We start from the raw sequence: 19,595 nt of genomic DNA, 5'->3' as shown, positions 1-19,595 counted from the left end.
AAGAACGTGTTCTAATTTTTGCGGGTGTCCACGGTCTACGAGCTGTCCCACCTCGATGCGCTCGAGGCGGAGTCGGTGCACGTCTTCCGCGAGGTGGCGGCCACGTTCGAGCACCCGGTGCTGCTGTTCTCCGGCGGCAAGGACTCGGTGGTCATGCTCGCGCTGGCGGCCAAGGCGTTCTGGCCCGCGCCGCTGCCGTTCCCGGTCCTGCACGTCGACACCGGCCACAACTTCGACGAGGTGATCGCCTTCCGCGACCGTGTGGTGGAGCGGATGGGGCTGTGCCTGGAGGTCGCGCGGGTGCAGGACGACATCGACGCCGGCCGCGTCACCGAGGACACCGGCCCGCGCGCCTCCCGCAACCGCTTGCAGACCGCCACCCTGCTGCGCGCCATCCGCGAGGGCGGGTTCGACGCCGTGTTCGGCGGCGCGCGCCGCGACGAGGAGAAGGCGCGTGCCAAGGAGCGGGTGTTCAGCTTCCGCGACGAGTCCGGCCAGTGGGATCCGCGCAACCAGCGGCCCGAGCTGTGGAACCTCTACAACGGGCGGCACCGGCGCGGCGAGCACATCCGGGTCTTCCCGTTGTCGAACTGGACCGAGCTCGACATCTGGTCCTTCATCGCGGCCGAGCGCATCGAGCTGCCGCCGATCTACTACGCCCACCGCCGCCCGGTCGTGCAGCGCGACGGGATGTTGTTGGCGCACACCAGGTTCCTGCGGCTGCTCGGCGGCGAGGAGCCCTACGAGGCGAGCGTCCGGTTCCGCACGGTCGGGGACGCCACCTGCACCGGCTGCATCGAGAGCACCGCGAGCACGGCCGACGAGGTCGTCGCCGAGGTCGCCGCGACGCGGGTGACCGAACGCGGGGCGACCCGTGCCGACGACCGGATCTCCGAGGCCGGCATGGAGGACCGCAAGAAGGAGGGCTACTTCTGATGCCCCAGCTCCTGCGCCTGGCCACGGCCGGCAGCGTCGACGACGGCAAGTCCACGCTCATCGGGCGGCTGCTGTTCGACTCCAAGTCCCTGTTCACCGACCAGCTCGCGGCGGTGGAGCGGGCGAGCAGGCAGCGCGGCGAGGACTACCCGAACCTGGCGCTGCTGACCGACGGCCTGCGCGCCGAACGCGAGCAGGGCATCACGATCGACGTGGCCTACCGCTACTTCGCCACGCCACGGCGGAAGTTCGTCATCGCCGACACCCCGGGCCACATCCAGTACACGCGCAACATGGTCACCGGAGCGTCCACAGCGGACCTCGCGCTGATCCTGGTCGACGCCCGCAAGGGCGTGGTGCAGCAGTCGCGGCGGCACGCGTTCCTGGCCTCCCTGCTGGGCATCCCGCACCTGGTGCTCTGCGTGAACAAGATGGACCTGGTGGGCTGGTCGCGGGAACGGTTCGCCGAGATCCGCGAGGACTTCCGCCGGTTCGCGATGAAACTCGACGTCACCGACCTGTCGTTCATCCCGGTGTCCGCGCTGCACGGTGACAACGTCGTGCACCGGTCGGCCAGCATGCCCTGGTACGAGGGCACGTCGCTGCTGCACCACCTGGAGGAGGTCCACGTGGCCTCCGACCGCAACCTGATCGACGCGCGGCTGCCGGTGCAGTACGTGATCCGCCAGGCGGGGCGGGACTTCCGCGGGTATGCGGGAACCGTGGCGGGCGGGGTGTTCAAGCCGGGGGACGAGGTGGTGGTGCTGCCCTCCGGGCTGTCCAGCCGGGTCGCCGCGATCTGGGGGCCGGGCGGGCTTCCGGTCACCGAGGCGTTCCCGCCGCAGGCGGTGACGGTGCAGCTGACCGGGGACCTGGACGTCGGGCGGGGCGATCTGATCTGCCGTCCGGCGAACCGGCCGCACACCGGGCAGGACCTCGACGCGATGGTGTGCTGGCTCGCCGGAGCCGGGACGCTGACGCCGGGCGCGACGTACACGATCCGCCACACCACGGCGGAGACGACCGCGGCCGTGCAGAAGCTGGAGTACCGGCTCGACGTCGACACGCTGCACCGGGACGAGTCCGCGCGAGCGCTGGCGCTCAACGAGATCGGGCGGGTGCAGTTGCGGACCCGCAAGCCGCTGCTGTTCGACGCCTACCGGCGCAACCGGGCGACGGGCAGTTTCATCCTGGTCGACGACACGACGGGCAACACGGTGGCGGCCGGCATGATCACCGGCCCGGCGCTGCCCGCGTCCCGGGTCGTCTGGCACGCGGCGGCGGTCGGCCGGGAGGAACGCGCGACGCGCGGGTTGACGGTGTGGCTGACCGGGTTGTCGGCGTCGGGCAAGTCGACGATCGCGGTCGAGCTGGAGCGGCGGCTGGTCGCGGCGGGGCGGCCGGCGTACCTGCTCGACGGGGACAACCTGCGGCACGGGCTCAACGCCGACCTCGGGTTCAGCGCCGAGGACCGGGCCGAGAACGTGCGGCGGGTGGGGGAGGTCGCGCGGCTGTTCGCCGACGCCGGGGTGGTCGCGGTGGCGTCGCTGATCAGCCCCTACCGGCAGGACCGGGAGCGGGTGCGCCAGGCGCACGAGCGGGCGGGGCTGCCGTTCCTGGAGGTGTTCGTCGACACGCCGCTGCCGGTGTGCGAGGCGCGCGACCCGAAGGGGATGTACGCCAAGGCCCGCGCCGGGGAGATCCGCGGGTTCACCGGCATCGACGATCCCTACGAGCCGCCGTCCGCGCCGGATCTGGTGCTGCGGCCGGACGACGAGGATCCGGCGGCGCGGATCCTGACCCTGCTGAACAGGAGTGCGTGGTGGGAGTGAACCAGCGGGCGCGGATCCGCATGACCGGCGCGGAGATCGCCGCGTTCGTGGCGGGCAGCCGGACGGCGACGATCGCGACGGTCGGCGCCGACGGCGGTCCGCACCTGGTGGCGATGTGGTTCGCCGTGCTGGACGGCACGATCTGGCTGGAGACGAAGGCGAAGTCCCAGAAGGCGGTCAACCTCCGCCGCGACCCGCGGATCACCTGCCTGATCGAGGACGGCCTGACCTACGACGAGCTGCGCGGCGTGTCGATCGAGGGGCGCGGCGTGATCAGCGAGGACCCGGACGAGATCTGGGCCGTCGGGGTGAACGTGTTCGAGCGCTACTACGGGCCCTACTCCGACGACCTGCGCCCGGCGGTGGAGATGATGCTGCGCAAGCGCGTCGTGGTGCGGATCGACCCGGTGCGGACGCGCTCGTGGGACCACCGCAAACTCGGCCTCGACCCGATGCCGCTGGGCGGGACCACGGCCCCGGCGCCGCGCTGATCCGCCGCGCCGGGTGAACCAGCCCTGCGCCGCGGCGCGGGCGCCCGGCATCCGGACGGACGTGCCCCGACGATCCGCGCCGCGCCCGGCCTCACCGGTCCCGGAGCTTGCTCCGCAGCGCCGCCACGTCGGATTCGCCGAAGCCGTGCCGGGCCAGCCACGCCGGCACGCCCCCGTAGCGCTCGTCCACCTGCTCCAGGAACAGTTCCATGCTCTCCGGCTTCGGGCGGTGGTCGTCGTCATCGGGGCGCCTCTCCAGGTCACCCGCGTACGTCTCGGACCCGCGCAGCCGCGCCAGGATCTCCCGGATCCGCTCGCCGCTGGCGGCGTAGTCGGCGATCACGGCGTCCCGGCGGGCACCGGCCACGGTCAGGGCGAACGCCGTCACCACGCCGGTGCGGTCCTTGCCCGCCGCGCAGTGCACCAGCGCCGCACCCGGCGCCGTGGCGATCGCCCGCAACGCGCCGACGATGCTCTCCGGCCGGTCCTCCAGGTAGCCCAGGTACAGCGCGGTCATCACGTCGTCCGGAAAGCGCTCCAGCGTCCGTTTCCGCCGGTTCAGGTACAGCGCGTCGCCGACGTCGCCGGCCGCGGCGTCGGTGGCCTCGCCGCTTTCCGGCAGCACCGAGAAGTGGTGGTGCCGCACCGACTCGACGCTCCGCAGCGGCCCCGGACCTTCCCGCGTCACCTCGGGCGTGCCGCGCAGGTCGACCACCGTCGTCAGGCCGATGTCGTCGACGAGCACCTTGACGTCGGCCGGTGTCAGGCCCTGCAGGTTGTCCGACCGCAGCAGCCGCCGCTCCGCGATCGCGCCGCCGTCCTCGGTGGGCGTGCCGCCCACATCGCGGGCGTTGGCCGCGCCCTCCAGTTCGAGCCAGTGCATCTCCCCATCGTTCACCGCGCCGCCGATCCCGCCAAGGGGCGAACCCGATCACCGGGCTCGGCCGGACGGGGGAGCGTCCCGGCCACGCCGTGCCGCCGCAACCACCGCGACCAGCCCACCATCCCGATGTGCGCGGCGATCAGGTGCCCGGCCAGGGTCACGATCGCGCCCAGCGTGCCGGGCGCGTCTATGAGGTAGATCACGACGATGCCCGCCTCGATGGCCAGCACCGCGATCGCCCGGAACCGGCGAGCCAGCACCGGCACGAGCGCGCCCGCCGTCGCGAAGAACCCGTAGCTGACGCCGATGTCGAGCCACCGGCCGTCGGTGTGGGGCAGCGCGCCGGCGCCGATCGCCCACATCACCGGCAGTTCCGTCGCCAGCGTCGCGAGCACGTGACCGCTGGCGAACACCGCGAACGTCCACCCCGCCCCGATCCGGCGCTCCAGCGGCGCCACGGCGAGCGTGAAGATGATCACGTACACCAGCCAGCCGTCGTCGCCCAGCCACAGCGCGCTGCTGACCAGGCTCATCACCGGCCGGTGCCACAGGTTGTGCGCGTCGGTGCTCGCCAGTTCGAGCAGCCGCGCCGAGATGCTTTCGCCCAGCAGGCGCTGCAGGCCGGTGGTGGCCAGCAGCACCGTCAGGTACCAGAAGGTGAACGGCGTGCTGACCGGGCTGGGCAGGCGGAAGCGGATCCGGGGCACCCACGCAGTCTTCCCGCTGCTCCTGTGAAAACACTGTGACCACCCGTTCGGGGTCGGTTAGCGTCCGGGCATGCGCACAGCCTTCGGAGCCGATTTCGCCGTACCGCAGGGATATCTGAACACCCCCAGCATCGGTGTGCCGCCGGCCACAGTGGCCGAGGAGGTGGCCGCCGCGGTCGCGCGCTGGCGCTCCGGCGGTGACCAGCCGGGCGACTTCGAGCCCTACGTCGAGCGGGCGCGGCGCGCCTTCGCGGACCTGGTCGGCGTGCCGGCGGAGCGGGTGGCGATCGGCTCGGCGGTGGCGCAGATGCTCGCGATGGTCGCGGCCGGGCTGCCCGAGGGGGCGCGGGTGCTGACCGCCAGCGGCGAGTTCACCAGCACCACCTTCCCGTTCGCCGCCCGCGGCGCGCGGATCACGGAGGTGCCCCTCGCCGAGCTGCCCGGCGCGGTGCGGGGGCACGACCTGGTCACGGTGAGCGTCGCGCAGTCCGCCGACGGCGCCCTGGCCGACCTGGACGCCCTGCGCGCGGAGTGCGAGGCCGCGGGCGTCCCGGTCGCGCTCGACGCGACACAGGCCGCCGGGTGGATGCCGCTGGAGCTGGACTGGGCCGACTGGGTGGTGGCCGGCGGCTACAAGTGGCTGCTGTCGCCGCGCGGCTGCGCCTGGCTCGCCGTGCACCCGCGGGTCGCCGAGCGCACCACGCCCGTGGCCGCGAGCTGGTACGCGGGGGAGGACCCGTGGCAGACCACCTACGGCATGCCGCTGCGCCTGGCCCGGGGCGCCCGCCGGTTCGACCTGTCGCCGGTCTGGTTCTCCCACGTCGGGGCCGCCGCCGCGCTGCCCTACCTGGCCTCGCTCGACCTGGCCGCGGTGCGCGCGCACGACGTCAAACTCGCCGACACCCTGCTGACCAGGCTCGGGCTGCCCGAGCGGGGCAGCGCGATCGTCGCGCTCGACGCGGACCCGCAAGCGCTCACCCGCGCCGGGATCGTGGCCAGTGCCCGCGCCGGCAAGGCGCGCGTGGGCTTTCACCTCTACAACACCGAAGACGACGTCGAACGGCTTCTGGACGCTTTGCGGTAGGTCACTCACAGGAGTGAGCTACGGTGTCCACCCGTGGTTGGTGCGCAGTTCTCTCCCGGCCGCGGCGACACCGCGCCGATGCCCCGGGTGCCCGCGGAAGCGGCGGCGCCCCGGCGAACGGGCGGTCCGCTGCTCAAGGGGCTCGCCCTGCTGGCCGTCGCCGTCGTGGCGGGGCTGGTGTGGTGGCTGGTCCGGCACGACTCCGGCGGCACGCCACCCGTGGCCCAGGCGCCTGCCCGGGAGTTCCAGTTCGTGATGACCGACGGCCCGGTCGCCGCGACCGACTGCGCCGCCAACGCCTACGCCGACGTGAAGAAGTGGTTCGGGCAGCATCCGTGCCAGCGGCTGTCCCGCGCCCTGTACACGACGAGCGCCGGGTCCTCGCGCGCGCTGGTGTCGGTCGCGGTGGTCGCGATGCCCTCGCCGGAGGAGGCCCAGCAGCTCAAGAAGCTCGTGGACACCGACGGCACGGGCAACGTCAACGACCTGGTGCGCGACGGTACGGCGAAGATCCAGGGCGCCCCGAAACTCGCCGACGGCGACTACCTGTCCCGGGCCACCGGCAGCTCGGTGACGATCGTGCTGTCCGCGTTCTTCGACGGGCGCACCGACGACGCCACCCTGCGGCGGATCAGCCGGGAAGCGCTGGACCTGGCGCCGGGCGCGTAGCGCGCAGGTAGCCGACCAGGGAGTCGATCAGCAGGAACGCCGGCTCGCCGAGGCCGGGCACCGCGGGTGAGGCCGGCACGTGCCGGTCGGCGAGGACCAGGTCCTTCGTGCTGCGCAGGTCCACCGGCCGGTGCGTCTCGTCGACGACGATGACCGCCGCGGTGTGGTCGACCAGCCGGGTGATCGTGGTCGCCGCCCCCGATCCGCCGAACCGGGCGCACGTGCCGACGTAAACACCGCGACGGCCGGGGTCCACAGCCTCCCAGCGCCCGCCCGCAGCGGGCAGCAGGCGGGGGTCGCCCCGTGCGGTGAGGAGCTCGCTCAGCGCCCGGCCCTGCACCTCGTGCAGCGGCGCGTCGACCAGCGTCTGGGGTGCCTCGTAGAGGGTGTAGCGCGTCCCGCCCGGGGCCGGTGGGACCAGGAACAGGTGCCGGACGACGGGTTCGCCCGACGGTCCCAGCCGGAGGCGGACGAGCTGGCGCAGCAACAGGCCGCGCAGGCGGGCCGCCCGTTCCTCGGTCATGCCGGTCAGGGTGCGGGTCAGGGTCAGCACGTGCCGTCCTCGCTCGAACGTGTCCGCGGGGTCCCGGGGAAGGCTACGTCCTCTCAGCTCTGGGCGGACCCCGGCAGCACGATCGCCACCGGGTGCTCGCCCGCGGCCTCCCGCCAGCGGGTGCCGCGGCGGGCCGAGGCCAGCAGCGCCTTCAGCGCCACCGCGCGCAGCGCCGCGTCGTCGGTCTGCTCCAGCACGCCCCGCCAGGCCGTGGCGGCGTCGGCCTCGGCGGTGGCCACCACGCTCTTCGCCGAGGTGGCGTCGGTGACCGGCTTCGGCGTGATGTACGCCGGCTCGGCCACCTCCGGCTCCACCCCGGCCGCGGTCAGCATGCGCACGCACGCGTCGCGCCGGTCCTGGTGCTCGGCGGTGCCCTCGGCGACCCCGGCGGTGTAGGCGTCCGGCAGGAACGCGCTGACCAGCCCGTAGATCCACAACGCGGCGTGCTCGGCGGACAGCGCCTGCTGCAGCGGCCCGGCCGACTCCGGCGGGACGGCCGACGAGGGCGCGCTCACCTGGCCCGGGTCGGTGCCCGGCCCCAGGTTGCTGCCGACCTGCTGCAGCCCGGCGCACCCGCCGGCGACCGCGGCCACCAGCCCGGCCCGGTACCGCGGCAGCCCGCCGACCAGGGCCTCCGCCTGCGCGCGGGCCGTCGCCAGCCGCTGCTTGAGCCCGGCCATGCCCTGCTGGGCGGCCACCACCGGCTGCGCCGTCGACTTCGGCCGGTTGAGGCGGTCCACTTCGGACTGCAGGGCGCGGGCGTGCGCGGTCCGGGCGGCGGAGTACTCGCGCGCCACCGCCGCGTCCGCCGACGAGGACGCGGCCACGGCGTCGGCGGCGGCCGCGTCGGCCCGCGCCTGTTCGGCCAGCAGGGCCAGCGGATCCGGTTCGTCGGAGTAGCCGGTCTGGCACGCCGCGAGCGGGACGGCCAGTGCCGCCAGGGCGCTCGCGCGCAGGACGTCACGACGGGTACGGGGTCTCACGTGCGCCCATCCTGCCAGGGGGCCGGTGACCACGGGCGGTGACCGGGGGCAACAAGATAAGCTGGTTCCCCACCGACCGACAGCAGACCAAACAGGAGAGCGCCAAGGTGCCTGGAGAACTCGCCGCCCGGCTCGAGCCGATCGTGGCCGAAGCCGTGTCCGGCGCGGGTTTCGACCTCGACGCGCTCGACGTCCAGCAGGCGGGCCGCCGCAAGCTCGTCAAGGTCGTCGTCGATTCCGACGACGGCGTGGGACTCGACGAGGTCGCCGACATCAGCCGTGCCGTCTCGGCCGCGCTGGACGAGCACGAGCAGCTGATCGCGGGCGCCTACACGCTCGAAGTGACCTCGCCGGGCGTCGACCGCCCGCTGACCCGGCCCCGCCACTGGCGCCGCTCGCGGTTCCGCCTGGTGCGGATCACCCCGAAGGACGGCGCCGAGTACGTGGGCCGCGTCGGCCACGCGGGCGAGCACTCCGTGCGCGTGCTGGTGGCCGGGGAGATCAGGGACGTGCGCTACGCCGACGTGGCCAAGGCCGTGATCGAGATCGAGTTCAGGCAACCACCGACCGAGGAGCTGAAGCTGCTCGACCAGGACGCCTCGGGGAACAACACCACCGAGCCGGAGGAGGATCCGAAGTGAACGTGGACATCGCGGCCCTGCGCGCGATCGAGCGGGACAAGGACATCCCCTTCGAGACGGTGCTCGAGGCCATCGAGACGGCCCTGCTCACGGCCTACAAGCACACCGAGGGGCACCAGCCGCACGCGCGCATCGACATCGACCGCAAGACCGGGGTCGTCCGGGTGCTGGCGCACACGCTGACCGAGGACGGCGAGGTCGACGAGGAGTGGGACGACACCCCCGAGGGGTTCGGCCGCATCGCCGCCACCACCGCCCGCCAGGTCATCCTGCAGCGCCTGCGCGACGCCGAGCACGAGAAGACCTACGGCGAGTTCTCCACCCGTGAGGGCGAGATCGTCGCCGGCGTCATCCAGCGCGACGCGCGGGCCAACGCCCGCGGCATGGTGATCGTGCAGGTCGGCGACACCGAGGGCGTGCTGCCGCCGGGCGAGCAGGTGCCGGGGGAGAACTACGAGCACGGCGCCCGCATCAAGGCCTACGTGGTGAGCGTGTCGCGCAGCTCGCGCGGCCCGTCGATCACGCTGTCGCGCACCCACCCGCACCTGGTGCGGCGGCTGTTCGCGCTGGAGGTCCCCGAGATCGCCGACGGCACCGTCGAGATCGCGGCGGTCGCGCGCGAGTCCGGGCACCGCTCCAAGATCGCCGTCCGCTCCACGGTGCCCGGCGTCAACGCCAAGGGCGCCTGCATCGGCCCGATGGGTCAGCGGGTACGCAATGTGATGAGCGAACTCGGGGGTGAGAAGATCGACATCGTCGACTACTCCGAGGACCCGGCTCGCTTCGTCGGGAATGCGCTGTCGCCGGCGAAGGTTGTGTCGGTCAAGGTGGTGGACGAGCGTGCGAAGACGGCCCGCGTGGTGGTGCCGGACTTCCAGCTGTCCCTGGCCATCGGCAAGGAAGGCCAGAACGCCCGCCTGGCCGCCCGGCTCACCGGGTGGCGCATCGACATCCGCAGCGATGCGGCAGCCGGTGCCGAGCCGGAGGACGCGGCCCACGCGACAACCGGTTCGGCTGAGTGACAGGCCAGGAGTTAAACTCGACGGTGGTGCGGAGTTCGCGCTCGGTTACCCCTCGCTCGGACCACCCGGGGCACACCCCGGTACGGACGTGTGTGGGATGCCGGAAGCGGGCTACGGCCGGTGAGCTACTGCGAGTGGTCGTGCGGGACGGGCGGCTGGTCGCCGACACGCGTCGGCGGCTGCCGGGACGGGGTGCCTGGGTGCACCCGGCCCCGGAGTGCCTGGCCAAGGCCGAGCGGCGGCGGGCGTTTCCCAGGGCCCTTCGGGTCCACGGGACGCTCGACGCGGCGGGGCTGCGCGAGCACCTCGGGAAGCTCACCGGGAAGCATGGAGCGGGGGAAGGCCCCGCTCCGGATGGAATGAAGGAAGCAGGTCGACCCGTCATGAGTCAGCCGTGAAGCTGAAGCCATGAACGCGCGACGATAGGACGAGGTCGAGCGGGTTTTGCCGCCCGGCCTCACCAGTTGAGGAGAGCAGTGGCAGGCAAGGCCCGTGTGCACGAGCTCGCGAAGGAGCTCGGGGTTACGAGCAAGGAAGTTCTCGCCAAGCTGAAGGAGCAGGGCGAGTTCGTGAAGTCGGCGTCGTCGACCGTCGAGGCACCCGTTGCCCGGCGGCTGCGTGACGCCTTCGTCACCAAGGACAGCAAGCCCGCCGGCCGGTCCGGCGGCGCCCGGCCGGCCCCGCCGTCCGGGAACGGCAACGGCGCGGCACCCAAGCCGGGTGCGCCGCGCCAGCAGCAGCCGCAGGCCCGCCCGGTCCCGGGCGCCAAGCCCGGCCCGCGTCCCGGCCCGCAGCAGCAGGCCCCGGCGCCGCAGGCGCCCGAGGCCGCGCAGCCGCAGGCCCCGCAGCAGCAGCGTCCGGCCCAGGAGCCGGCCCCGCAGCAGCAGGCCCCGGCCGCGAAGGCGCAGCCCCAGACACCGAAGCCCGCACCGCGTCCCGGTGCCGGCGGGACCGGCCAGTCCGGTTCGGTGGTACCGCCCAAGCCGCAGGGCCCCAAGCCCGGGCCGAAGCCCGGTCCGCGCGCCCCGCGGCCCGGCAACAACCCCTTCGGTGTCGGCTCCGGCTCGCCCGCGCCGCGGCCGCCGGCACGTCCCGGCGGTCAGGGCGGCGAGCGCCCGGCCGAGCGGTCCGGCGGCGATCGTCCGGCTCCGCGTCCCGGTGGCGGCAACCGCCCGAGCCCGGGCAACATGCCGCCGCGCCCGAACCCGGGGATGATGCCCGGCCGCGTGCAGCGGCCCGGCGGCGGTCCCGGTGGTGCGGGCCGTGGTGGTCCCGGCGGCGGCCGTGGTGCCGGTGCCGGCCGTGGCGGACCGGGTGGTCCCCGCGGTGGCGGCGCCCCGCGCGGTGGTCCCGGCGGCGGTGGCGGTGGCGGCGGTTTCCGCCCCGGTGGCGGCGGCGGCGCCCCGGCCGGTGGTGGCGGCGGCTTCCGCGGCGGTCGTGGCGGCGGCGGTGGCCGCGGTGGCACGGCCGGTGCCTTCGGGCGTCCCGGTGGTCCCTCGCGCAAGGGCCGCAAGTCGAAGCGGCAGAAGCGCCAGGAGTACATGGAGAACATGCAGGCGCCGTCGGTCGGTGGCATCCGGCTGCCCAAGGGCAGCGGTGAGACCATCCGGCTGCCGCGCGGTGCCTCGCTGACCGACTTCGCGGAGAAGATCGACGCGAACCCGGCCTCCCTGGTGCAGGTGCTGTTCCACCTGGGCGAGATGGTCACCGCGACGCAGTCCGTCTCGGACGAGGTGCTGGAGCTCCTCGGCTCGGAGATGAACTACAACGTGCAGGTCGTCTCCCCCGAGGAGGAGGACCGCGAGCTGCTGGAGACCTTCGACATCACCTACGGTGAGGACGAGGGCGGCGAGGAGGACCTGCAGGTCCGCCCGCCGGTGGTGACCGTGATGGGTCACGTCGACCACGGTAAGACCCGCCTGCTCGACACCATCCGCAAGACGCGGGTGCACGAGCGGGAGGCCGGTGGCATCACCCAGCACATCGGTGCCTACCAGGTCGAGACCGAGCTCGACGGCAATCCGCGCCTGATCACCTTCATCGACACCCCCGGTCACGAGGCGTTCACCGCCATGCGTGCCCGTGGTGCGAACTCCACCGACATCGCGGTGATCGTGGTCGCCGCCGACGACGGCGTCATGCCGCAGACGGTGGAGGCGATCAACCACGCCCAGGCGGCCAAGGCGCCGATCGTGGTCGCGGTGAACAAGATCGACAAGGAGGGTGCGAACCCGCAGAAGATCCGCCAGCAGCTCACCGAGTACGGCCTGGTGGCCGAGGAGTACGGCGGCGACACCATGTTCGTCGACATCTCCGCCCGCGAGAACATCAACATCGACGGGCTGCTCGAGGCGATCCTGTTGACCGCGGACGCCACCCTGGACCTGCGGGCCAACCCGGACATGGCGGCACAGGGCGTCGCGATCGAGGCGCACCTCGACCGCGGCCGCGGCCCGGTGGCCACCGTGCTGGTCCAGCGCGGCACCCTGCGGGTCGGCGACTCGGTCGTCGCCGGCGACGCGTACGGCCGCGTACGGCGGATGGTCGACGAGTACAACGAGGACGTCACCGAGGCGCTGCCCTCGCGTCCGGTGCAGGTCATCGGCTTCACGTCGGTGCCCGGCGCCGGCGACACGTTCCTCGTCGTCGAGGAGGACCGGGTGGCCCGGCAGATCGCCGAGCGCCGTCAGGCCCGCATCCGCAACGCGCAGAACGCCGCCAAGCGCAAGCGCGTCAGCCTGGAGGACCTGGACTCCGCGCTGAAGGAGACCAACAGCCTCAACCTGATCATCAAGGGTGACAACTCGGGTACGGTCGAGGCGCTGGAAGCGTCGCTCGTGCAGCTGGACGTCGGCGACGAGGTCGAGCTGAACGTGGTCCACCGCGGCGTCGGTGGTGTCACCGAGAGCGACATCGACCTGGCCACGGCCTCCGACGCGATCGTCCTGGGCTTCAACGTGCGGGCCGAGGGCAAGGCGACCGAGCGGGCCAACCGCGAGGGCGTCGACGTCCGGTACTACACGGTCATCTACCAGGCGATCGACGAGATCGAGCAGGCCCTCAAGGGCATGCTCAAGCCGGAGTACGAAGAGGTCGAGCTGGGCCGCGCCGAGGTGCGCGAGGTCTTCAAGTCCTCCAAGTTCGGCACGATCGCCGGTTGCCTGGTGCAGTCCGGGGAGATCCGCCGCAACGCCAAGGCGCGCCTGCTGCGGGACAACGTGGTCGTCGCCCAGAACCTGCCGGTCAGCTCGCTGCGGCGGTTCAAGGACGATGTGGTCGAGGTCCGGGAGGGCTACGAGTGTGGTCTCACGCTCGGGTCCTACAGCGACATCAAGGTCGGCGACATCATCGAGACCTACGAGCAGCGCGAGAAGCCGCGCGTCTGAGTCGGGTAGTGGTTCGCGGGGCCGGTCGGGTGACCGGCCCCGCGGCCTCACCTGGGACAGGGAACTGATGTACGTAGGTGCTCTCGAGCTCGACGTGCTGTTCGGCGACGTCCAGTCGCTGAAGCAGAAACGGTCGCTGGTGCGGCCGCTCGTCGCCGAGGTTCGCCGCAGGTTCGAGGTGTCGGTCGCCGAGGCCGGTCATCTCGACCTGCACCGCCGTGCCCTGATCGGGGTGGCGGTGGTGGCGGCCGACGGCGAGCATGTTCGTGATGTGCTCGACGGCTGTGAACGACTGGTGGCGCAGCGCCCCGAACTGGAGCTGCTGTCCGCCCGCCGCCGGCTGGTCGGGCCGGAAGACTGAGGGGAGTGCGTGATGGCCGATCCGGCTCGCGCCCGCAGGCTGTCCAAGCGGATCTCGCAGATCGTCGCGTCGGCGATCGAGCACGAGATCAAGGACCCGCGGTTGAAGAACGTGACGATCACCGACGCGAAGATCACCGCGGACCTGCACGACGCGACCGTGTACTACACGGTGCTGGGGGAGAACCTGGAGTCCAAGCCGGACTTCCCGGGCGCGGCGGCGGCGCTGGAGTCGGCACGGGGCGTGCTGCGCAGCCGGGTCGGGCAGGGTACCGGGGTGCGGTTCACGCCGACGCTGACGTTCGTCGCGGACACCATCCCGGAGGAGGCCCGGCACATCGAGGACCTGCTGGCCAAGGCCCGCGAGGCCGACGCCGAGCTGGCCCGCCGCGCGACCGGCGCCAAGCACGCGGGTGACCCCGACCCGTACAAGCAGCCGCGCGAAGCCGAGGACGACGAGGACACCGAGGAGTAGGTCCGGTCGGTCCGGCTGTCCGTGCCCCGCGCCCGCCGGCGCGGGGCATGTTCGTGTCGCGGGCACCTTGACGGGTGGTGCTTGGATCTCGGGAGCGCTGCCGCTGAGCCCGGATCTGAGGGGGTCCACGTGAGGTCGATGGGATGGCTGTACCCGTTCCGGCCACGGCCGTGGGCGGACATCGCCGCGGAGTTCCGCCAGATCGCCGCCGCCCGCCCGGCCTACGACCACATGGCCGAGGTGGTGGACAGCGTGCTCGACTCCGGCGCCCCCCTGCTCGGGACGACCTCGCTGGGTGACCTGATCGTGGTGGACCGGCCGGTGCCGCGGGCCCCGTGGGGTGCCGTGGTGGTGACCGGGCCGTGGTCCCGGCGGGTGGTGATGGTGCCGGGCTGGGTGCGGGTCGAGCACGTCGGCACCGGTGGCGAGGTCGCGGAGCGCCCGGTCGCCGAGGCGGTGCCCCTGTTCTGGCGGTTCGTGGCGGGCACGTTCGGCGTGGTGCCGGCGGCGCACGTGTCCTGAGGTCCGCAGCGACGCGCCGGCTCGGGTTCAGGCGGGCTTGCGGGCCACGATCAGGTCCCGCAGGATCGCCTGGTCCACGCGGTGCGCGAACTCCTCGAACGGGCCGCCGGTGCGGACCTCGAGCCCCGCGCGGCCGAGGATCGCGGCGATCTCGTCCCGCTTGGCGACGTGGGTGTTCCACGACAGGCCGAGCGCGCCGCCCGGCTTGAGCACCCGCTCCCACACCGGCACGGCCGCCGCGAGCAGGTCGCGCGGGCTGCGCGCCAGCTCGTCCGGCTGGTGGCTGCCGTGCTGGACCCCGTAGGGCGCGTCGGCCACCACGATGTCGGCCGAGGCGGCCTTGAGCAGCTCGTCGGTCGTGAGGGTGTCGGCGTTGAAGAACATGACCCGGCGCGCGTCGCCGGCCTTCCAGCGTTCCTTGTCCAGCGCGTAGGAGATCTCCAGGCGCTGCCCGAGCCGGTGCTTGTGCCGCCGCAGCGGGCCGGAGTCCGCGGTGTGCTTGATCCGCTTCTGCCGCAGCCAGGTCTTGACGAACCGTTCGTAGGCTTCGAAATCCCGCTTGTCCACGTCCAGGCCGGTGGCGTCCAGGCCGTACATCATCGCCTGGTTGAGCGTGGTTCCCCGTCCGCACAACGGATCCACCACGTGCAGCGGCCGGGTCAGGAACCCGGCCGGCTCCGCCCGCGACAGCAGCGTGACGTTGAGCAGCAGCTTGGTGAACAGCTCGTTGGTCTTGCCCGGGTACTTCTGGATCGTGAGCAGGTCGGAGTCCAGCTTGTCCAGCGGCGCGATCTCCAGGGGGCGCAGCAGGTCGCCGCTGAACTCGAACAGCGCGTAGAGCGACGAGAGGTTCGACAGCAGCGCGATGTCCTCTTCGGACAGCGGTGTCTCCGTGGCGAACGTGACGTAGGTGACGCCACCGACCCGGCGCTCGCCGATCCCGGACAGCGGCGTGCGCAGGGCCTCGCCGAAGACCGTCAGCTCGGCGCGCAGCAGACCGGCGGAGGCGTCGGCGTAGACGCGGTTGGCGCCGGGGTAGAGGAGGATCCCGTAGTCGAACATCGGGAAGGAGCGTAGCTTGCCCGCATGAGCACCTCCGCCCCGCTCGACTTCCCGCGTGCCGCCGGGCTGCTGCGCGAAGCGACCGACGTCACCCTGCTGGCCCACGTCCGCCCCGACGCCGACGCGCTCGGCAGCGCACTGGCCCTCGGCCGCGCGCTGTACCTGCGCGGTGCGACCGTGCGCGTGTCCTTCGGCGAGCCGGCCGAGGTTCCGGAGAGCCTGCGCGGCCTGGACGTCGACGGGCTGTTCGTGCCGGCCGGCGAGGTGCCGCCGTCGGCCGGGCTGCTGGTCTGCCTCGACACCCCGAGCCCGGCGCGGCTGGGCGGGCTGGCCGACCGGGTGGCGGCGACTCGCTCCGGCGGGGGCGAGGTGCTCGTCGTCGACCACCACGCCTCGAACCTGCGCTACGGCTCGGTTCACCTGGTCGACGACACCGCCGAGGCCACCGCGGTGCTCGTGCTCGCGTTGCTCGACGAGATGGGTGTGACGCTGGACGAGCCGATCGCGCGGTGTCTCTACGCCGGGCTGGTCACCGACACCGGCGGGTTCCGCCGCGCCCGTCCGTCGACCCACCGGGCGGCGGCCCGTCTGCTGGAGGCCGGGGTGGACCCGGACCGGCTGGCCCGCGAGGTGATCGACGATCACCCGTTCGCGTGGCTGCCGATGCTGTCCGCCGTCCTGGCCACCGCGCGGCTGGAGCCGGAGGCGGCGCAGGGCTTCGGGCTGGTCCACGCCGTGGTGACGGCGGACGTCGCCGCCACGGTGCGCCTGGAGGAGGTCGAGGGCGTGGTCGACGTGATCCGCTCGACGCGGGAGGCCGAGGTCGCGGTCGTGCTCAAGGAGCAGGGGCCGGGGGAGTGGTCGGTGTCGTTCCGGGCGATCGGCAAGATCGACGTCTCGCAGGCGGCGCGCAGCCTCGGCGGCGGCGGGCACCGGCTGGCGGCCGGGTGCACGATCCACGGCACCGCCGAGGAAGGGCTGGCGATGGTGCGGCGGGCGCTGGCGGAGGCGCCCCTGCTCGGCTGATCCCGTCGGACCCCCTCGTTAACCTGCAGGGGTGTCCGAAACCGTGGAGTCCGCCGGGGAGAAGGTGCCGGCCCGGCGCGTGCTGGGTCTGGCGGTCCCGGCGCTGGGGGTGCTCGCCGCCGAACCGCTGTACGTGCTGGTCGACACGGCCGTCGTCGGGCACCTCGGTGCGCTGCCACTGGCCGGGCTCGCGCTCGGCGGGGTCGTGCTGTCGCAGGTGTCGACCCAGCTGACGTTCCTGTCCTACGGCACCACCTCGCGCACCGCGCGCCTGCACGGCGCGGGCCGTCGGGCGGAGGCGGTCAGCGAGGGCGTGCAGGCCACCTGGCTGGCGGTGGTCGTCGGCCTGCTCATACTGGTGGCCGGGCAGGTGCTGGCGGGGCCGGTCGCGCGGGTGCTGTCGGGCAGTGACGAGATCGCCGGCGCCGCGGTGTCGTGGTTGCGGATCGCGCTGTTCGGGGCGCCGCTGATCCTGATCACCATGGCCGGCAACGGCTGGATGCGCGGGGTGCAGGACGCGGTCCGGCCGCTGCGGTTCGTGCTGGCGGGCAACGGGATCTCGGCCGTGCTGTGCCCGGTGCTGGTCTACGCCGCGGACTGGGGGCTGGCGGGCTCCGCGGTCGCCAACGTGGTGGCGCAGGTGATCAGCGCCGGGTTGTTCCTGCGGGCGCTGGTGGCCGAGAAGGTGCCGTTGCGCCCGCGGCCCGCGGTGATGCGTGCGCAGCTGGGTCTGGGGCGCGATCTGGTGCTGCGCAGCCTGGCGTTCCAGGCGTGCTTCGTGTCGGCGGCGGCGGTCGCGGCGCGCACGTCGACCGCGGCGGTCGGGGCGCACCAGATCGTGCTGCAGCTGTGGACGTTCCTGTCCCTGGTGCTCGACTCGGTCGCGATCGCGGCCCAGTCGCTGGTCGGGGCCGCGCTGGGGGCGGGCTCGGCGCGGCAGGCGCGCGGGGTGGCCGGGCAGATCACCGGGTACGGGCTGGTGATGGGGTGCGTGCTGGGGGTGGTGTTCGCGGCGGTGTCGCCGGTGCTGCCGCACGCGTTCACCTCGGATCCGGGTGTGCTGGGGGAGGTGCCGCACGCGTGGTGGTTCTTCGTGGCGCTGCAGCCGATCGCCGGGGTGGTGTTCGCGCTGGACGGGGTGCTGCTCGGCGCGGGTGACGCGGCCTTCCTGCGCACCGCGACGCTCGTCAGCGCGGCGCTGGGGTTCCTGCCGCTGATCTGGGCGTCGCTCGGCCTCGGGTGGGGGCTGACGGGGATCTGGACCGGGCTGTCGCTGTTCATGGTGCTGCGGCTGGCCGCGGTGGTGGCCCGGTGGCGCTCGGACCGCTGGACGGTGCTCGGCGCCGTGCGGTGAGACGCCCGGCCGGGCCGGGGTCTACCCCAGCTGGTCGCGGCGGCGGGTCAGGTGGGCGGTCTCGGCGGTGTTGCCGGCCAGCTCGATGGCCTTGTCGTAGGCCGCGCGGGACTCGTCGACGCGGTCCAGCCGGCGCAGCAGTTCGGCGCGGGTCGCGTGGTAGGGGTGGTAGCCGGCGAGTTTGTCGCCGAGACCGTCGACAGCCGCCAGCCCCACCGCCGGGCCCTCCAGTTCGGCGACCGCGATGGCCCGGTTGAGGGCGACGACCGGGGAGGGGTCGAGGCGGACGAGCTGGTCGTAGAGGGCGACGATCTGCGACCAGTCGGTGTCGCGGAAGTCGCGGGCGGAGGTGTGCACGGCGTTGATCGCGGCGAGGATCTGGTAGCGGCCCGGGGCCTGCCCGGTGGCCAGGCGCTCGCGCACCAGCCGGTGCCCCTCGGCGATCAGCGCCGCGTCCCAGGTCCCGCGGTCCTGCTCGTCGAGGGCGATCAGGTCACCGCCCGGTGACACCCGGGCTGCGCGGCGGGCCTCGGTGAGCAGCATCAGCGCCAGCAGCCCGGCCACCTCACCGTCCTCGGGCAGCAGGGCACGGAGGAGACGGGTGAGCCGGATCGCCTCGGCGGTCAGGTCCTGGCGGACGGGATCGGTGCCGGGGCCGGTCGCGAGGTAGCCCTCGTTGAAGACGAGGAACAGGACCGTGAGCACGCCGGAGACGCGTGCCGGCAGATCCGCCGCCGACGGCACCCGGTACGGGATGCGAGCGGCCTTGATCTTGGCCTTCGCGCGGGTGATGCGCCGACCCATGGCGGTTTCCTGCACCAGGAAGGCGCGGGCGATCTCCGGCACGGTCAGGCCGCCGACCAGGCGCAGCGTCAGCGCCACCCGGCTGTCGAGCGCCAGCGCCGGGTGACAGCAGGTGAAGATCAGCCGGAGGCGCTCGTCCTCGAGGGCGCCGGCGGGCTCGGGCGGGTCGTCGTCGTGGACGAGCCGAGCCTCCTTGTGCTTGTCGTCGCGCTTGCTCTCGCGCCGGAGCCGGTCGATGGCCTTGCGGGTGGCGGTGGTGGTCAGCCACGCGCCGGGGCTGGGGGGTACGCCGTCGGAGGGCCATCGTTCGACGGCGGTCGCGAACGCCTCGGCCGCCGCCTCCTCGGCGACGTCGAGGTCGCCGAACCGCCTGGTCAGGGTGGCGACCACCCGGGCCCACTCCGCGCGGTGGGCCCGGGCGACCGCCTCCCGCGCGTCCACCACGCTCACCGCATCGGCCGCGCCTCGACCGCCCGGTTGCCGGTGACCGCCCCGTCGATCAGCCGAGCCCGGTACTTGCATGTCCGGTCCCCTCCCGTCGGTCCGGAACCTACCCGCTGAGCGGGCCGGCCGTGCCTGTTTCGCAGCGGCACGTCCGGTCCGGGCGGCGAGCAGCCGCGTGCCGTCCGTGCGTGGGCTGCTGTCCGGGTTCTGTGCGTCGGCGGCAGGGCCGGTGCGCTGTGCTGGACCCGCTCGTGCGGGGCTCGTCCGGCCGGGCGCCGCGGCACTGCGCCATGTGGCTGAAAACACCCCGGTAACAGGTAAGTTCCAGCCTTGCATAGGCGATACAACTTTCGGGACGGCG

20 protein-coding genes are annotated in these 19,595 nt (G+C 73.3%); 14 read left to right on the top strand and 6 right to left on the bottom strand.

The window, feature by feature from the left end; all coding sequences use genetic code 11:
• Positions 1-24 precede the first annotated feature (24 nt).
• Genes cysD through FB470_RS31970 form a run of 3 tightly spaced genes read left to right on the top strand, consistent with a single transcriptional unit; the run spans position 25 to position 3,259 of the window.
• On the top strand, positions 25-936 hold the full coding sequence (gene cysD / locus FB470_RS31980; RefSeq protein WP_306997597.1) for a sulfate adenylyltransferase subunit CysD: 912 nt from the start codon (positions 25-27) through the stop codon (positions 934-936).
• The gene (cysC, locus tag FB470_RS31975; protein ID WP_306997595.1) at positions 936-2,768 is read left to right on the top strand and encodes an adenylyl-sulfate kinase; all 1,833 of its coding nucleotides are present in this window, start codon (positions 936-938) and stop codon (positions 2,766-2,768) included. The genes cysD and cysC overlap by 1 nt, the downstream gene beginning before the upstream one ends.
• Positions 2,759-3,259 (top strand): pyridoxamine 5'-phosphate oxidase family protein, encoded by a 501-nt coding sequence (locus FB470_RS31970; RefSeq protein WP_306997592.1) that lies wholly within the window; start codon positions 2,759-2,761, stop codon positions 3,257-3,259. Before cysC ends, FB470_RS31970 begins: the two co-directional genes overlap by 10 nt.
• A gap of 91 nt (positions 3,260-3,350) precedes the next feature.
• Here FB470_RS31970 and FB470_RS31965 read toward each other — a convergent pair whose 3' ends face one another.
• Entirely contained in the window at positions 3,351-4,142 is a 792-nt protein-coding gene (locus FB470_RS31965) for a tyrosine-protein phosphatase (RefSeq protein ID WP_306997590.1), read from the bottom strand.
• 11 nt (positions 4,143-4,153) lie between these two features.
• On the bottom strand, positions 4,154-4,849 hold the full coding sequence (locus FB470_RS31960) for a rhomboid-like protein (protein WP_306997588.1): 696 nt from the start codon (positions 4,847-4,849) through the stop codon (positions 4,154-4,156).
• A gap of 70 nt (positions 4,850-4,919) precedes the next feature.
• On the opposite strand from FB470_RS31960, the gene FB470_RS31955 reads away from it, so the two are divergent.
• Positions 4,920-5,933, top strand: a complete 1,014-nt coding sequence (locus FB470_RS31955; protein ID WP_306997586.1) for an aminotransferase class V-fold PLP-dependent enzyme — start codon at positions 4,920-4,922, stop codon at positions 5,931-5,933.
• A 33-nt stretch (positions 5,934-5,966) separates the two neighbouring features.
• Complete coding sequence (locus FB470_RS31950; protein ID WP_306997585.1) at positions 5,967-6,602, top strand: hypothetical protein; 636 nt, start codon at positions 5,967-5,969, stop codon at positions 6,600-6,602.
• On the opposite strand, the gene FB470_RS31945 is transcribed toward FB470_RS31950, so the two are convergent.
• Both FB470_RS31945 and FB470_RS31940 read right to left on the bottom strand, forming a co-directional pair.
• A complete protein-coding gene (locus FB470_RS31945) occupies positions 6,565-7,155 on the bottom strand; it encodes a hypothetical protein (RefSeq protein ID WP_306997583.1) in 591 nt (196 codons plus the stop codon). The two genes, FB470_RS31950 and FB470_RS31945, sit on opposite strands and share 38 nt — an antisense overlap.
• Before the next feature lie 53 nt (positions 7,156-7,208).
• Entirely contained in the window at positions 7,209-8,138 is a 930-nt protein-coding gene (locus tag FB470_RS31940; RefSeq protein WP_306997581.1) for a ferritin-like domain-containing protein, read from the bottom strand.
• Positions 8,139-8,245: 107 nt separating this feature from the next.
• On the opposite strand from FB470_RS31940, the gene rimP reads away from it, so the two are divergent.
• From rimP to FB470_RS31905, 7 genes are all read left to right on the top strand, one after another.
• On the top strand, positions 8,246-8,779 hold the full coding sequence (gene rimP / locus FB470_RS31935) for a ribosome maturation factor RimP (protein ID WP_306997579.1): 534 nt from the start codon (positions 8,246-8,248) through the stop codon (positions 8,777-8,779).
• On the top strand, positions 8,776-9,801 hold the full coding sequence (gene nusA / locus FB470_RS31930) for a transcription termination factor NusA (RefSeq protein ID WP_306997577.1): 1,026 nt from the start codon (positions 8,776-8,778) through the stop codon (positions 9,799-9,801). Before rimP ends, nusA begins: the two co-directional genes overlap by 4 nt.
• Positions 9,798-10,199, top strand: a complete 402-nt coding sequence (locus FB470_RS31925; RefSeq protein WP_306997576.1) for a YlxR family protein — start codon at positions 9,798-9,800, stop codon at positions 10,197-10,199. Before nusA ends, FB470_RS31925 begins: the two co-directional genes overlap by 4 nt.
• 78 nt (positions 10,200-10,277) lie before the next feature.
• Entirely contained in the window at positions 10,278-13,187 is a 2,910-nt protein-coding gene (gene infB, locus FB470_RS31920; protein ID WP_306997574.1) for a translation initiation factor IF-2, read from the top strand.
• Between the two features lie 67 nt (positions 13,188-13,254).
• A complete protein-coding gene (locus FB470_RS31915) occupies positions 13,255-13,548 on the top strand; it encodes a DUF503 domain-containing protein (protein ID WP_306997571.1) in 294 nt (97 codons plus the stop codon).
• Between the two features lie 12 nt (positions 13,549-13,560).
• The gene (gene rbfA, locus FB470_RS31910; RefSeq protein WP_306997568.1) at positions 13,561-14,022 is read left to right on the top strand and encodes a 30S ribosome-binding factor RbfA; all 462 of its coding nucleotides are present in this window, start codon (positions 13,561-13,563) and stop codon (positions 14,020-14,022) included.
• Positions 14,023-14,160: 138 nt separating this feature from the next.
• A complete protein-coding gene (locus tag FB470_RS31905; protein WP_306997566.1) occupies positions 14,161-14,544 on the top strand; it encodes a hypothetical protein in 384 nt (127 codons plus the stop codon).
• 27 nt (positions 14,545-14,571) lie between these two features.
• Here FB470_RS31905 and FB470_RS31900 read toward each other — a convergent pair whose 3' ends face one another.
• Positions 14,572-15,606: a TRM11 family SAM-dependent methyltransferase gene (locus FB470_RS31900; RefSeq protein ID WP_306997564.1), complete on the bottom strand. Its 1,035-nt coding sequence runs from the start codon at positions 15,604-15,606 to the stop codon at positions 14,572-14,574.
• A gap of 24 nt (positions 15,607-15,630) precedes the next feature.
• On the opposite strand from FB470_RS31900, the gene FB470_RS31895 reads away from it, so the two are divergent.
• Together FB470_RS31895 and FB470_RS31890 are read left to right on the top strand one after the other, a co-directional pair.
• On the top strand, positions 15,631-16,632 hold the full coding sequence (locus FB470_RS31895; protein ID WP_306997562.1) for a DHH family phosphoesterase: 1,002 nt from the start codon (positions 15,631-15,633) through the stop codon (positions 16,630-16,632).
• A 31-nt stretch (positions 16,633-16,663) separates the two neighbouring features.
• Complete coding sequence (locus tag FB470_RS31890; protein WP_306997560.1) at positions 16,664-17,986, top strand: MATE family efflux transporter; 1,323 nt, start codon at positions 16,664-16,666, stop codon at positions 17,984-17,986.
• 21 nt (positions 17,987-18,007) lie between these two features.
• On the opposite strand, the gene FB470_RS31885 is transcribed toward FB470_RS31890, so the two are convergent.
• Positions 18,008-19,234 (bottom strand): RNA polymerase sigma factor, encoded by a 1,227-nt coding sequence (locus tag FB470_RS31885; protein ID WP_306999596.1) that lies wholly within the window; start codon positions 19,232-19,234, stop codon positions 18,008-18,010.
• Positions 19,235-19,595: the final 361 nt, after the last annotated feature.

The organism is Amycolatopsis thermophila, from assembly GCF_030814215.1.
Classification (GTDB): domain Bacteria; phylum Actinomycetota; class Actinomycetes; order Mycobacteriales; family Pseudonocardiaceae; genus Amycolatopsis_E; species Amycolatopsis_E thermophila.
This window is presented reverse-complemented; position numbering and strand designations above follow the sequence as displayed.

Excerpts from the sequence above, each read along its gene's own strand:
- FB470_RS31965 (WP_306997590.1), bottom strand. The coding sequence starts at position 4,142 with ATGCACTGGCTCGAACTGGAGGGCGCGGCCAACGCCCGCGATGTGGGC.
- FB470_RS31905 (WP_306997566.1), top strand. The coding sequence starts at position 14,161 with ATGGGATGGCTGTACCCGTTCCGGCCACGGCCGTGGGCGGACATCGCC.
- FB470_RS31955 (WP_306997586.1), top strand. The coding sequence starts at position 4,920 with ATGCGCACAGCCTTCGGAGCCGATTTCGCCGTACCGCAGGGATATCTG.
- cysC (WP_306997595.1), top strand. The coding sequence starts at position 936 with ATGCCCCAGCTCCTGCGCCTGGCCACGGCCGGCAGCGTCGACGACGGC.
- rbfA (WP_306997568.1), top strand. The coding sequence starts at position 13,561 with ATGGCCGATCCGGCTCGCGCCCGCAGGCTGTCCAAGCGGATCTCGCAG.
- FB470_RS31900 (WP_306997564.1), bottom strand. The coding sequence starts at position 15,606 with ATGTTCGACTACGGGATCCTCCTCTACCCCGGCGCCAACCGCGTCTAC.
- FB470_RS31895 (WP_306997562.1), top strand. The coding sequence starts at position 15,631 with ATGAGCACCTCCGCCCCGCTCGACTTCCCGCGTGCCGCCGGGCTGCTG.
- FB470_RS31915 (WP_306997571.1), top strand. The coding sequence starts at position 13,255 with ATGTACGTAGGTGCTCTCGAGCTCGACGTGCTGTTCGGCGACGTCCAG.